The 14,241-nt window shown below is 53.3% G+C and carries 11 protein-coding genes; 2 read left to right on the forward strand and 9 right to left on the reverse strand.

What is annotated here, in order from left to right:
* Positions 1 to 100: 100 nt before the first annotated feature.
* The 4 genes from LZP73_RS13075 to LZP73_RS13090 all read right to left on the reverse strand — a co-directional run bounded on the left by LZP73_RS13075 (position 101) and on the right by LZP73_RS13090 (position 3,296).
* Complete coding sequence (locus LZP73_RS13075) at positions 101 to 1,162, reverse strand: multicopper oxidase domain-containing protein (protein WP_234235449.1); 1,062 nt, start codon at positions 1,160 to 1,162, stop codon at positions 101 to 103.
* On the reverse strand, positions 1,162 to 1,524 hold the full coding sequence (locus LZP73_RS13080; protein ID WP_234235450.1) for a c-type cytochrome: 363 nt from the start codon (positions 1,522 to 1,524) through the stop codon (positions 1,162 to 1,164). Before LZP73_RS13080 ends, LZP73_RS13075 begins: the two co-directional genes overlap by 1 nt.
* Before the next feature lie 5 nt (positions 1,525 to 1,529).
* Positions 1,530 to 2,237: a c-type cytochrome gene (locus LZP73_RS13085; RefSeq protein WP_234235451.1), complete on the reverse strand. Its 708-nt coding sequence runs from the start codon at positions 2,235 to 2,237 to the stop codon at positions 1,530 to 1,532.
* 117 nt (positions 2,238 to 2,354) lie between these two features.
* Positions 2,355 to 3,296 carry a multicopper oxidase domain-containing protein gene (locus LZP73_RS13090; RefSeq protein ID WP_234235452.1) on the reverse strand — a complete coding sequence of 314 codons (942 nt, stop codon included), beginning with the start codon at positions 3,294 to 3,296 and terminating at the stop codon, positions 2,355 to 2,357.
* A gap of 520 nt (positions 3,297 to 3,816) precedes the next feature.
* On the opposite strand from LZP73_RS13090, the gene LZP73_RS13095 reads away from it, so the two are divergent.
* Positions 3,817 to 5,808 carry a TonB-dependent copper receptor gene (locus LZP73_RS13095; RefSeq protein WP_234235453.1) on the forward strand — a complete coding sequence of 664 codons (1,992 nt, stop codon included), beginning with the start codon at positions 3,817 to 3,819 and terminating at the stop codon, positions 5,806 to 5,808.
* Between the two features lie 491 nt (positions 5,809 to 6,299).
* On the opposite strand, the gene LZP73_RS13100 is transcribed toward LZP73_RS13095, so the two are convergent.
* Together LZP73_RS13100 and LZP73_RS13105 are read right to left on the reverse strand one after the other, a co-directional pair.
* Positions 6,300 to 8,402 (reverse strand): hypothetical protein, encoded by a 2,103-nt coding sequence (locus LZP73_RS13100; protein WP_234235454.1) that lies wholly within the window; start codon positions 8,400 to 8,402, stop codon positions 6,300 to 6,302.
* A 126-nt stretch (positions 8,403 to 8,528) separates the two neighbouring features.
* Positions 8,529 to 11,057 carry a putative bifunctional diguanylate cyclase/phosphodiesterase gene (locus LZP73_RS13105; protein WP_234235455.1) on the reverse strand — a complete coding sequence of 843 codons (2,529 nt, stop codon included), beginning with the start codon at positions 11,055 to 11,057 and terminating at the stop codon, positions 8,529 to 8,531.
* A 595-nt stretch (positions 11,058 to 11,652) separates the two neighbouring features.
* Here LZP73_RS13105 and LZP73_RS13110 point away from each other — a divergent pair.
* Complete coding sequence (locus tag LZP73_RS13110; protein WP_234235456.1) at positions 11,653 to 12,093, forward strand: hypothetical protein; 441 nt, start codon at positions 11,653 to 11,655, stop codon at positions 12,091 to 12,093.
* 177 nt (positions 12,094 to 12,270) lie between these two features.
* Here LZP73_RS13110 and LZP73_RS13115 read toward each other — a convergent pair whose 3' ends face one another.
* From LZP73_RS13115 to LZP73_RS13125, 3 genes are all read right to left on the reverse strand, one after another.
* Entirely contained in the window at positions 12,271 to 12,789 is a 519-nt protein-coding gene (locus tag LZP73_RS13115; protein ID WP_234235457.1) for a hypothetical protein, read from the reverse strand.
* Positions 12,790 to 12,934: 145 nt separating this feature from the next.
* Positions 12,935 to 13,639 carry a hypothetical protein gene (locus LZP73_RS13120; protein ID WP_234235458.1) on the reverse strand — a complete coding sequence of 235 codons (705 nt, stop codon included), beginning with the start codon at positions 13,637 to 13,639 and terminating at the stop codon, positions 12,935 to 12,937.
* Positions 13,640 to 14,060: 421 nt separating this feature from the next.
* The gene (locus tag LZP73_RS13125) at positions 14,061 to 14,231 is read right to left on the reverse strand and encodes a hypothetical protein (RefSeq protein ID WP_234235459.1); all 171 of its coding nucleotides are present in this window, start codon (positions 14,229 to 14,231) and stop codon (positions 14,061 to 14,063) included.
* Positions 14,232 to 14,241 lie beyond the last annotated feature (10 nt).

Raw genomic sequence — 14,241 nt, forward strand, 5'->3', positions numbered from 1 at the left:
GGGGCTTGAGACAGCAACCCCGAGTGCGTGCTTAGCACTGCATCCAAGCCGGGCGGCACTAGCCAGGAAAGGCTTGCCGGCCGGCACCCTGGTAGCAGCCTCATTCGGCTGTGGGTTTTTTCCTTCTCTTCTTGGTGCGCTCGACTAGCGGGGCCTGGGCCTTGAACACATCGATGTTATGCAGCCCATAGCCCAGCTTCATGCTCTCGCTCATATAGAAGTCCGGCTGGTATTCCTTGTCTTTCCACGCATACCAAGGTTCGGGTTTTACCCCTTCATATTCTATGATGGTCACGGCACCGCCCGGCATCTTGCCGGCATTGGAGGTGTGGCTCTCGATATGATCATGGTTAATCCAGATCCCCGGGTTGTCCATGCGGGCGATGACGTCCATGCGTCCCCCCTGAGGCACATACACAACATCGGCCAGATAGGGGCTGTCCAACGGCAAGCCATCCTTATGGGTGACCAGCACATCGTGACCATGCATGTGATAGGAGACATCCGAACTGACCGCATACAGGCGCAGCCGCACCACATCCCCTTCCTTCACCCTCAATGGCTGGGTGATGGGGAACGACTTGCCATTGATGGAATAGTAGTCATCCTTATCGGTCGGATGTCCGCCCTTGCCATACTCCATCGCCACCTTGGAGTCCCAGCCGGAGAACATCAACAAGGCTTCCTTGGTGACTTCTTTCTCTATCTCAGTCGGTTCCTTGGGATCGACCACCATGGGCCCCCACATGCCGCGCAGGCCCACATGCTCGGGCACATTGACGTGACAGTGATACCATAAGCTGCCCGGCCTATCTGCAATGAAGTCATATACGAAGGACTCGCCTGGCTGGATCGCCAACTGGGTGACGTTGGGCACCCCATCCATCTTCCAGCTATTCATCTGATGGGTGCCATGCCAATGCACAGTATGCGCCAGGGTGGTGTTGTTTTGCACCGTCACCAACAGGCGATCACCTTGCCTGGCGTGGATCAATGGCCCCGGCACCTGGCCATTGAAGGCCCAGACCTTATTCTTGAAGCCGGGCGCCACCTCCACTTCCATCTCATCTATGGTCATCTGGAAGCTCAGGGTTTCCGCCTTCGGCGCATGGCTCGCCAGCATGACCAATGCCAGCCCAACAATCTTCAGTGTTTTATTCATCAAGAGCCCTCCTTAGAGCAACAAACGCTTCTGACATAGGCGACAAGATCTTTAATTTCCTCGTCCGTCATATTGGCATCCCAGTTCGGCATTAGATTGGACTTGCTGACCGCCTTACCGCCTTCCTTGATGGCCTTGAAAATATCCGCATCCGTGCGGGTGATCATTTCCTGGGTGTCTGTGTGATCTTTAGGCAATACGTCCATGGTGGCGGCATTAACCCCCCAACCGTCGCCATTCTTGCCATGGCATTGGGTACAGTAGGCCCGGTACAACAAGGCGCCGTTGCCGACGTCTGCGGCATGAGTGTTTGCCGCACCGAACAGGGCCAGGAACAACGCAGTAAAACTGAGTAATTTCATCTTCTTCACTCCGATAGGGTGTTGAGCGATATGGTATTGAGATAGTCCAGCAACTTCTTGATTGAACTGTCATTCAAATGCCGATTGGGCATCAGGGTCTTGGGGTCCCACAGCTCGGGCGAACGTATGTAGGAGGAGATGTACCCGGGCTGCAATCTGTCTATCGCAGTGTACAATTCGGGTCCCGACACGCCGCCGTAAGCATCGCCGCCCTGGTGACAGGCGCCACAGCCCTTGAACTTGTGAAAATCATTGTCACCCAAGGTCTTGCTGATTTTCCCCGGGGTCATATGCTCCCTGGCGAGCAGCTCAGACTTGGGTCTTTGCTGCATCAGGTATGAGGTCAGCAATTTCGCCTGCTCGGCATTCACAGCCGGGTGTTGCGGCACCGCACTCTCATCTATCACATCGCCATCAGCGGTAACCTTGACCTTATTCAGGAAGAAGTGGCCACCGGCCCTGATTTTGCCGGGCGTAACCAACCACTTCTGCAACCACTGCGCATTGAATTTGTTACCCGCATAGAAGAGGGTCGGCGCCTTCTCTTCCAGGCGTTGACTCAGGCTGATGTTGCTGTTGTCCCGCATGGAATGGCAGGCAGCACAACTTTGATTGAACAGGTCCCGGCCCGCATCTGAGGCATGGCTGGCGAAGTTAAACGGCAGCAACAGCGCCAAGGTGAGCAACTTCAGTTTGAAGCTTGGCTCTTTCATAGATTTACTCCATTTTGATAAGCGTCCCTGCTTATGAAAATATCAACATGCCGATACTCTGCCCGTCGCGGCAGCTATCCGGCCTGAGCTCACAACTGAGCTACAGCATCAGATTGTCTACAGCACCAGATTGCCGTTTCTCCCTTTCTTGGGATCGGCATCGGGTTTGTTCATCAGTACAGTGATGGCGCCATTGAGTGCAGACTTCATCTGATGGTCGACCAAGGCATTGTTTGAGGAGCGACCTTCAGGGCTTATCAGATCGGCTATGACACCGTGAGCCGGGGCAACATTGATGGTTTGCATGCCGTATCTGACATTCTTGGGGTTGCCATTGTCCCAAACCTTGTCCCAGATCCCGGCAATGGGGTGGAAGGCGGAGCTTTCGTTGATTTTGGCATTGACGAAGAAGATCCGCACCCGCTCACCCGGCTTGGATTCCAATACCATGGAGGCATTCTGGTCGTGCACAGGATCATAATGGAATTGCTTGCCGTTGATTAACGCCCCTTTCCATTTGTCGTTATTGGTTCTTTCGCTGGGCGTAGCATCGTCTTCAAACAAATCCCCTTCGACTATCACGTATTCCCGATCCGGCTTGGGAAATGCGTCGCTGTAGCCTTCTTTGGGGTCGACTATGATGACGCCATACATGCCGCGGGAGATGTGTTCCGACATGGCATCGGCGCCGCAGTGATAGATGAATACCCCTGGGTATTTGGCCTCAAACTTGAAGTCTTTTTTCCTGCCGGGACGCACGCCTTGAAACTCATCCAGCACATCGACTATCGCGGCATGGAAATCCATGGAGTGGGACTGTTTATTGCCTTTCTCGTTCAGCAAGGAGAAATCCACTGTATCCCCCTGGGTGACACGCACCACAGGGCCGGGAATGGTCCCGCCGTAGGTCCACATCTTGTTCTTGGTGCCGGCGTTATCCACGACCACCTGCTTCTCGACGACCGACATCTCGACCCTGACCAGCTTGGCGGCCGCCGTCTGGCTGCCGAGCAGTGCCAGAGACGCCAGGATGCCTGTGGTTAGTTTTGCTAATTTCATGTAAATCTCCCGTATCGTTGTTCTTGGTTCACACCCGCTATAACAAGAGTCATGCCAGGCGTACTGCGCCCGCAAAAAACCAGCAGGAATGCGCCCTGCAGCCGGCTTCTGCCCGGCCAGCAGCGCCGAAATGCGTCCATATGACGCCGCACAAAAAGACCCCTGCGCGTCAAAACGACTCGCGGCAAATACGCTTGGGAGCAAATGCCATGGCAGCGACCGGCACGCATAAACGCCGGGGAAAGCCTAAGGCGCTGGATGTGAGCAGAGTCTTACCCGGCAGGTTTGAGGGGAAAAAGGGACAGGGTTCCACCAGGGAACAAGTGACAGGCTCGCCGATATTACCCCGGATAGCAGCCCGAGAGTCACGACCCAGATCAAAGTTTTAGCCATTGAATTACAGCAACTTACCTTGGGTGCGACACAATGTCGCAAAGCGGAATAAACCCATTGAATACTTGGGCCATAAGTGAAGAATCGCCTCCAAAATAAGGCTGTAAGCAAATTAAGAGGTGATCTCATGCAAGCTAAGACATTCAAATTGAAACTGTTGGTTGGCGCCCTGGCCCTGGCCATACACCCGGCGGGATTCGCCCAGGCGCAACTCAATTGCAGTGACAATGAAAAGTGCAACGAGTATCTGGTGGTCACGGGCGATGTGATGCGTGAGCCTGTGAATGTGGTCAGCGATCCCAAGAAACCCAGATTGCCCCTGCCCGCCTTCGAAGGCTCCGGTTTTCTGAAAACCATTCCAGGTTTCAGCGTGACCCGTAAGGGCGGCATGGGCGGTGACCCCACATTTCGGGGTCAGGGCGGGTCACGGCTGGCGATAGTCGATGATGGCCAGCAGCTCTACGGTGCCTGTGGTGGACGCATGGACCCGCCGACCAACTACATCTATCCCGAGTCCTATGATGAAATAACCGTCATCAAGGGGCCGCAAACGGTGAAGTATGGCCCAGTGGGATCGGCGGGGACCGTGCTGTTCGAGAAAGATCGCCATCGTTTCAGCGAAGCCGGCCTCATGGGACGTGCCAGTGTGACGGCCGGGAGTTTCGACAGGAGAGACAGCATAATAGAAGTGGTCGCAGGCAACGCCGACTATTATCTCGACTTCGACATGAATAGCTCCAGCAGCGATCACTACCGAGACGGCAATGACAACCAGGTGCAGTCAAGTTACGATCGCGACAACACCAACTTTGCCTTGGGCTGGACCCCTGCGGAGAACACTGTGGTGGAGCTGGCCGTGGGTCAATCCAGGGGGGAAGCCGAGTATGCCGATCGCCTGAATAAGGCCCGCCGGATAGACAGCGACAGCTATAGCCTGCTGGTCCAGCATGAGTTCGAATTGGACTGGCTGAGCAAAATAGAATTGCAGGCCTACAGCAATGACAATGATCATCTGATGGATCAGTTCGATCGCGGCGTCAACGCAGGCGCCGACGTGCGCCGCAGCACCGGTGGCGGTCACCTCTGGCTGGAACTCACCCCAGGGGCCAACTGGGATCTCAGCCTGGGAGTGGATCTGATGCGCAGCCAACACGAGGGTCGCTTCATCAACCAGGCCAAGGATAAGGGGCTGGATGACTTGTTGCACAAGGCTTTCATGGAAGACATGCGCTATCGCAACTGGGGGCTGTTCGTCGAATCTGTCTATCACCTGGACTACAGCAAGCTCTACGCCGGCCTGCGCTATGATAACTGGGATACAGAGTTGTCGGTGGCGCAAACAGGCACCCGCAGGGATGAGCTCTTCAGCGGCTTCATGCGCTATGAATATCGGGATGGCAGCAGCCAATACTACGCCGGCATGGGGCATGCGGAACGCATGGCAGACTATTGGGAAATCATGAAGGCCAGCGACACAAGCCCAGGTCAAAAGGCCTTCAACCTTGCCCCGGAAGCAACCAACCAGGCGGATATCGGCTGGATCTACAGCCATGGCGTGGAGATTTCCACCTCGCTATTCTATGGCCGGCTCAACGACTATATTCTGATCGATGCCAGGGGCCCAAGCACTGTGGCGCGCAACATAGATGCCAGTCTCTACGGCGGTGAAGCCAGCATAGATTATGACTTGGATGACAGCTGGTCGGCCCAGGTCACCCTGAGCTATACCCGCGGAAAAAATGACAGCGACCATCTCGACCTTGGCCAAATCGCGCCGCTCGAGTCCAAGTTGTCGCTCAATTATGCGCACCAAGCCTGGTCGGCGGGGATCCTGTGGCGCCTGGTCGCGGCGCAGGACAAGATCAGCCTGGGTCAGGGCAACATAGTCGGCCAGGATCTGGCCCCTTCCAGTGGTTTCGGTACCCTTGCCATCAACGCCTCCTGGACATATAAGGAGCAACTGCGTCTCACTCTGGGCATAGAGAATCTGTTCGATATCACCTATGCCGAACACATAAGCAAGGCCGCCAGCGGTAACGATTTACCCGGCAGTGAACCCATGTTCCAGGTCAATGAGCCGGGCCGCAATGCCTGGGCCAAGCTGACTTACGAGTTCTAGGCCCGTGACAGTGACAGTGACAGTGACAGTGACAGTGACAGGGCGGCTTTGATGCCATCTCATGGAGATGTTGCCAAATCTGATCGAGATCAAATAACCGAGTAATTTAATCAAGTATTCTGTCGCCACTCACCCGAGATGCGAAGGAGCATAATATGAGTTGTTGCGGCGGATGTGGTGGCCAAGCCCACGAACCCAAGAAGGAAACCCAGGAAGAGGAGGTTCAAACCCAAAATCCAAACGAAGAAGAGTAAGTTCAAGCTGTTTGTAATACACCACTGCACCAAAGCCGGCCTTCATCACCGGCTTTTTTTATGCCGGCGAGCCAAGCCCATCGCCAAACCCATCGCATTCCCATTGCATTCCCATCGCAGGAATCCTGGCATCAGAACCGGGGCGGATTAAACCCATATGAATAAGCCAACCCCGGGGGTTGGCTTATGGCTGGGTGGCGCGGCAGTTTGTCCGCAGGGACGTCCCGGGTTTGCCTGCTACTCCAAGGTTACCGTGGCGCTGTCGGTCGGCGTCACGGGCGAGGAGCCATCGTTATCTGTCACTGTTGCCGTGACCAGATTGGTATGGGGGCTGCTGGAGACGATCGCACTGAAGGTACAAACGTAAGTATCGCTGCCCTGGCTATTGACTCCCAAAGTTTGGGGTACGGCGCAGTCAGTACTGACTATCTGGCCCTGAACCTGGGTAATATCGCCGAATTGATCGTCGTTCAACTGGCTGAGTGTCAAGGCTTCTGCCGATGAATCGTTGCGGACACTCACCTGGTAAACCACTGTGGCCGAGGTGGCTGTCTTGATCAAGGTTGCCGCCGGGGCAACATTCTCAAAATCGACAGTGGCATCATCCGCCGCCATCAAGGCATCCCCATCGTCATCGGTACCGGACGCTGTGACCACATCCGTTTCCGAACCGTTGGCATCCCCGGCAACATAGACATTGAAATTACAGCTGTAACTCTGTCCGGGTTGCAGCGTCTGGGGCATAGAGCAACTGCCCAAGCCATCGAGATCGCCATGGACATCATCCATCAGGCTGGAAATAGTGACAGTGTCCACTGTGGAGGTATTATTCACCACCAGGGTAAAGGTCACATTGCCACCCGGCTCAGGCACTATGGAGGGATTGGCGGTTTTCGTCAGGGTGATGCTCGAAGGCACATCGTTGATCATCACAGTGGCCGAATCTGAATCACTCACCACATTGCCTTCATCGTCGCTCCCGGTTGCCGTGACTATATCTGTCTCGCTGCTGCCCGCATTGCCAGCGACAAATTGGGTAAAGCTGCAACTGTAACTCTCGGCAGCCAGCAAGGTTTGCGGCACCGAACAGTCACCCTTGCCATTCAGATCGCCGTAAACCGAATCCAGCAAACTGCTGATAACCACGGGATCGCTGTCGGCTAAACTCACGTTCTCTATGGTGACGGCAAAGGTGACATCGGCCCCTGGCTCCAGGATTTCGGTTGCCGAAGCGGTTTTGGTAACCGCAATGCTCGGCAGTACATCCGTGAGCGTCACAGTCGCATCGTCCTGACCGCTGATGGTTTTGTTATGCACATCGATACCTGTTGCGGTGACAACATCCGTTTCCGAGTCACCGCTGTTGCCAACCAGGCTCACCTGGAAGCTGCAGCTGTAAGTATCTATGCCACCGACATTTTGATCGTCCACAGGTATCTGTTGCGGTACGACGCAGCCGGTACTTATGATGCCGTCATGGCCCGACGTGCTGATATCGCCGTATATGCTGTCTATCAGCGAATTCAGTGTTACCGGATTATTGGGGTCTACCCCTATGTTGGTCACACTGACAGAAAAATTCACAGTGCCTCCGGGTTCAGCCAAGGTCGTTGGGGAGGCTGTTTTTACCACCCTGAGTTCCGCCGGCGGTACCGCGATGGGGACATTGAAGCCATCATCACAACGACACTTGGAAGGGGAGCCGGGAAACGCATTCTCCGGCGAAGTACACAGCTCGTTGGCACCGCTTTGTCGCCAACTGGTACAATTGGGCAGGTTCAAGAAACCATCATTATCATCATCTTTACATACGGCGGTCAGGGTCACGGTTGGGTGTAATGGATTATGGCCGGGTTTATCTATATCGCCGCAGGTATCTTGGATGTTGGAAATGACATTGGTGCCAGGAAAGGGATCTGTGGTGCCATCCAAATCCAACCAGGGCGGATCCGGTTGATAATCCAGGGTCGACACGCTGCAGGCACCCGATATGGCACCATCCCCATTGAGATCGCCATCTGTCACGAAGTAAATCCCTATGTCATGACGCTCCTTGGCCGTCACTTCCAGGTCGAATGTCGCAGTGAAATTAACCGTGTCTCCCTGATAAGCACAGCCATCATCATGAATGGTTAACTGGGGTGTCCCGTCCGGATTGGTGGCGACCCCGGCAACGGCAACATCATTGGCGGTACAACTCAGAGCAAAACCGGCCAAGTCCTGCATACAGCCGGCTTCTATGGTGTCGCCGGCCAATACAGGGGAGCTAAAACAGAAAGAGCCTGTCAGCCAAAAAGCGGCGCAGGCCCATCGATTGAGTAAAAACGTTGATGCTTTCATAATCATTCCTTTGTTTTATAAAAGTCCCTGAAAGTATAGTCACAGCAAGCCAAGACTATTTTTTATTCCCCCTATTTATCGAACTATGTTTAACGGACCTTGCTTGTCGAATCGTGCCTGTCGAGCTCAGGCCGCCTCCAACCGCAGCTGCAGGTCCTCGACGCTCATGGCCTTGGCAAATAAATAGCCCTGGCAATACTGGCATCCCAGCTGCTGCAGCTGAGACCACTGCTGCTCGGTTTCCACTCCCTCTGCCACCACGTCAATCCCCAGGGCCTTGGCCATCTCTATGATGCCACGCACCAGCGCATAGTCGGCCAGTTCCCCGACCATGGTATCGACAAAGGATCTGTCTATTTTCAATATCTTGACCGGAAAGTTGCGCAAGTAGGACAGGGATGAATAGCCTGTGCCGAAATCATCGATCGCCACCTCTATGCCCAGCTCGCTCAATTCATACAGCGCCGGCCGCATGCCCTGATGCTCCTCCATCAACAGCGACTCGGTGATCTCTATGGTGATAAGTTTGGGATCCAAGCCATAGAGCAACACCAACTCAGGGACTTTCAAGGCGCCGAACTCGACATTGACGAACTCCAGGGTCGAACGGTTGATACTCAGGCCTATGCCGCCAAAGCCCAGCTGTTGCAGTGTCTTCCAATCGTTCAACGCCCTGTGCAGGATGAGGTTGCCCAACTCGGGCATCAAGCCAAACTCTTCCGCCACTGCGATAAACTCCGCCGGCGACACCTGGCCAAACTCCTCGTCATGCCAGCGCGCCAGGGCCTCACACTTGACCATACGGCCGCTTTGACAGTCGACGATCGGCTGGTAATGCACCTCGATCTTTTGCTCGTCTATGGCCTTATGCAGCGCCGTCTTCAGCCGCAAACGCCGGTTTGCGCTTTGCTGCATGCTATGGGTGAAGAAGCGAAAGGTATTACGGCCGCTGTGTTTGGCCAGATACAATGCCTGATCCGCATGGGACATCAGGCCTTCTGTGGTGTCACTGTCATTCGGATAAAGGGCTATGCCTATGCTGGCGGTCATATGCAAACGCAGCTCCCCAAGCGCGAAGGGCTTGCTCAGCACCTGCTGGATCTTATGGGCTATCAGTCCGGCGCTGTCATGATCCCGCATGCCATGGGCTATCACGGCAAACTCGTCACCGCCCAGCCTGGCCACAGTGTCGCCCTGGCGTACCGAGCCGCTCAAACGGGCGGCGACTTCCTTCAGCAGGCTGTCGCCTTGCAGGTGGCCGAGGGAATCGTTCACCCCTTTGAACAGATCGAGATCTATGAAAAACAAGGCGCTATGCTGCTCCAGCCGCTGGCATTGCTCTATCGCCTGCCCCAAGCGGTCCCGAAACAGAAAGCGGTTGGGGATACCCGTCAAGGCATCGTAACTGGCCTGAAAACGTATCTGGGCCTCGGCCTCTTTCTGGCTGCTGATGTTGGTAAAGATAGCCACATACTTGTCTATGTTGTGGTCCGCATCATAGATGATGTTGATGCGCAGGAACTCGGGATAGATGGCGCCATCCTTGCACCTATTCCAGATCTCCCCCGACCAATGCCCCTGCCGGCGTATGCATTGCCACATCTGCTGATAGAAGCTCGCCGATTGCCGTCCCGAACTCAGGATGGCCGGATTCTTTCCCAGCACCTCAGCTTCGCTGTAGCCAGTGAGTTCGCTGAAGGCCGGGTTCACCGCCAGGATCCTATTGTGTCTGTCGCAGATGAGTATCGACTCAGAGGTGTTATCGAACACCAGCTTGGCGAGTCCCAGCTGTTCATTTTGCAGCTGAATATCCGTGATGTCCCGGGTCACCCCATCCATGCGGATCGGCTGCTTGCCATCCACTGTCACCACCCCTTTGGAGCTCAGGTACTTGAGTTCTCCCTGCGGGGTGTGGATGCGGTACTGCACCGCATGGGCCTGCCCCGGGTTGGCCAGGCAAGCGGCTATCACCCGCTCTACTTTCTCCCAATCCTGGGGATGGACCAGCGCCTTGTATTCCTGATGGCTAAATTGGCAGGTTTCCGCCACCCCGAAAATCTGGCATAGGGGCGGCGACCAATAGGCTTCGTTGGTGATCAGATCCCAGCGATAGTTACCCATCTTCCCCAGACGCTGGGCCTCGAGCAGCAACTCCCGCTCCTGAAGTTGTTGCTGCTCAGATCGGATCCGGCTGAGTTCGTTGCGGATCAGCAAGACGCAAAAATCGATCAAGGGCCGCCACTCGGGGAATTCGAGCAACGATGCTTCCCGGGTGAATACCAGCGTCAACAGGCCCTGACGCAGACCTTGCTCGCTGTAGATGGCGCAGCCCAAATAGCTGCTCGCCTCCAGTGTGACCAGTTCAGGGTCGTCGGGGAATAACTCCTGTACCTGCTCCGGGAAGATGCACACGCCTTCGTGCTCGAAGGCCACGGCGCATGGGGTGCCGACCAAACTGTACTCGAGTTCGGCAATAGGCTGGCCTTGCCTCACCCCTGCCAGCACTTTTGCCTGCAGCAGCACCTCGTCCACCACAGAGATGGCGATATAACAGGCATCGAGCCTGCTATTGAGCCATTGCACGAGATCGGATAAGTATTCCACCCCGGCGCTATGCTTGAGTCTCTGACTCAGTTCAACTATGCATTTATCCATAAAATCTGTCGTTACCCTACTGTCAGGCAGTCATTTGCGCCCTGAGGCGCCCCAGACATGCACCACAGGCCAAAATGTTTGAAATACACCTGGGTAACAGCATAAATCAGCCGATGCGCCCGCCGCTTAATCCAGATCAAAGTTTAGGTGAACCGCACCTTTTTCAACGCTTTAGGTACAGAGCGAGATTGTGAGAGTGTGAGAGTGTGAGATGAATAGTGAGTGGTGAGTGGGCTCCCGCACTGCTGCACCAATGACACGCAGCAAGTTCGTCCCTGAATGCTCTGCGGCGAAATCCCTTTCGTCGAAGGTCATTGGTGCAACAGTGGCTGTTTTACGAGTCTCGCTGCTTGTGGTAGCCGACTAAGACTGACCACTGTGTTGTCAGCAAGGCATCATATACCCAGGCTCACAGCAAGCACCTAAGCCCGCTTAGCTACACCCGGGAAGGTGTGCATGTCCGGAAATATCTCATTGAATAACAAACTTAAAACCATTATATTAACAACCCAATAGAAATGGACATCTGGCACGACATAGGGTAAACGCCGATAGGCCCCCCTTTAATTCGCGCTCTATACCCCTGGAGATATTCGTGTATAAAAAACTACTCTTAGCCGCATCACTCACCACCATTTTGTCCGCTTGCGCCATGCGTACAGGCCCTGTGACAATCTATGAGCAACAGGAACCCCTGGAAAACGTCGCCCTGATATCCGGGTACCACGAATATGTCGGCGAGAACTTCCCCGAGCTACTGATAACAGAGATAGATCATAAGAGCTCATCCGATGCCATGGGCTATGCCGTTGAAGCCTATGTATTACCAGGCAACCATAAGGTGAAATTCAGGAAAATCAATCCATCCGGACTTGGCTGGCATTCTGCCGATGTTGCGATTGAAGCCAAGGCTGGCCACACCTATATGACAGAGTACAAAATTGTTAAATCACCAGACACTGGGAAAGACATGCTGACGGTCAAGGTTCTGGACAAGGGCGAGCACCATAACACCGGCATGACATACAAGAAATAGTGTCCCAAGTGCCGGCACAGAGGCGCTATAGCAAGCGGGCACAGGCATGAGCCACAAACAATACCCCCAATGCCGGGTTATTGTTTGTGCACCTCAGCGGCACTCATGCCATACGAAGATGACAAACTATCCAAATCAAAATTAACCTACAGTTTCAACAAGACGCAAGTCACGCCATCACCAAAACCGCCACCACTTCCTGGCTGCTGTTGGTTTACTCTTCGCTTCCTTGGGTTCCCAATACTGGGTTTCATCCTCGACAGAATGCTCCTCCGGAAGACCGATCAGCACATCATAGATGTTGTCTGTGTCACTCACAGCAGCACCATATTCTTCAAGTTTTTTTATGCTGGCGACTCTTCTTGGATCTATAACATAACCAGTGGAAGGCTCAAAAATGGCTAAATGTCTCTCTTTAACTCCCCTGGCAGCCTCCAGTACATCATTTAAGAAACCTAAATAGTCTTCTACAGATAATGTATCTAAAGGAAAGCGCTCAACTTCATCATATCCAATGGCAACCACATCTTTTGAGATCTTATGCTGTGTATACCAGTCATATTTCATTAAATTTCCAATTAACGCCCCAGAGAATACATTGGCAACCTCATCGATCCCCCCTTCAACCAGCCCCTCTATCTCGTGGTATGGATCGAACTTCCTGCCGATATCTATCACTTTAATGAAATTTTTCATATCTCATCCCTAATTCACAATATCCAGCATTGCAATTTGAATTTCAGCCGGCTCATATTGGCAAGCAACACCCTATGACATAGGGTGCCATTCCTACCCTCAGTTGGCACTAGACATGCCGGCTATTAAGCAGCAACACCAGGTATCAAAAAATGCCAAATACCTTGCCATTTGCCGGATTAACGACCAATTTAACTGTCAGCTTAGGCTCCCCATCGGCGTTAACCCGGTAGAACAAATCGTAATGGTCTGGCAGATTTTTGTATTTCTCATATGCCTGGCTGTATAACGGTGCCACAGAAATTGCGCCTGACAAAGAATTCCGGGTCTTTCCGGCGACAGAGGAAAAAGTTTCATAGGTGAGCTTCTGCTTGGTAGCATCATCCAGCTGCTCATAAAGCGCATGTGCTTCGCCGCCTGCAACCAACTGTTCTACAAACTTCAGCTTGTCTTGTAAATAAACAGCCAATTCATCAGTTTTTTCCAGCTGAAGCTTAGCCATAATACCAAATTCATAAGCTATTCTTCTTTTAAGCTCCGCGACTTCATCTCGTGAAAACTCGCTCATATTGAATTTCACAACAAACTTAACCTCTCCATTATCGAATGAAGTTGGGTACATCTGAATAGCGGCTAATTTAGTGTTATCCTCAAGATTAATTCGTTTGGCCATATATGCGTTATCCAGACTCAGAATCTTATCGGCAAATTCTCTGTTTGCATCGACACTAAGACCAGTCTTGAAGATGATAGGATGCGCCTCTTTTAAATTTGTGGAACCTTTGAAATCTATCTGGGTCAGCGAAAGCAAAACCAGCAGTAATAACAGTATTTTTATCCATTTTTTCATTTACTATTTCTCCAAATAGCTGACGTACAGGGTTCAATAAAAACGGCCATCTGCTACCCGGGTCATAGTAGACCGGCAGACGGCTGCCTATTATGTCTGTTGGAACTCTTGTTTCACTAAGGTTGAAACAGAGTCATTATTCCTTATCGCCGCCAATTCGGCGCAGGTTAACTGAACCCTATTAGGAACTGGATTCAGGAGCGCTCACTGCAACTCTAGTGCGACGGCACTGATTATTGTTAACAAAGGGGTAAGAGAGGGCTTGCACTCCAGCCCCCTCTTGGTCGACTCTCTATCTAAAATCAGGGGCTGAAGCCCCACGACGTTAAGTCTTACCCCAAACCTAGTTTGGAAACCAGTCCTTGGGGTGAGCCTGTTGAATCAAGGCCCACCCCTTGGGCCAGCTAGAGTTGATAGCAGATCACCAGATCTTCACCCGCTCATTGGGAGCCAGATACAGCTTATCCCCTGGCTGGACGTTGAACGCCTCATACCAGGCATCCAGGTTGCGTACCGTCAGGGCATGGCCATCGGTGGCAACCGGGTTTATTGCTACCACAGGGCTGTCGCGACTGCCAGTTAACCACTGCACTTGCGACTAT

Source organism: Shewanella sp. AS16 (assembly GCF_021412365.1).
Taxonomy (GTDB): Bacteria; Pseudomonadota; Gammaproteobacteria; order Enterobacterales; family Shewanellaceae; genus Shewanella; species Shewanella salipaludis.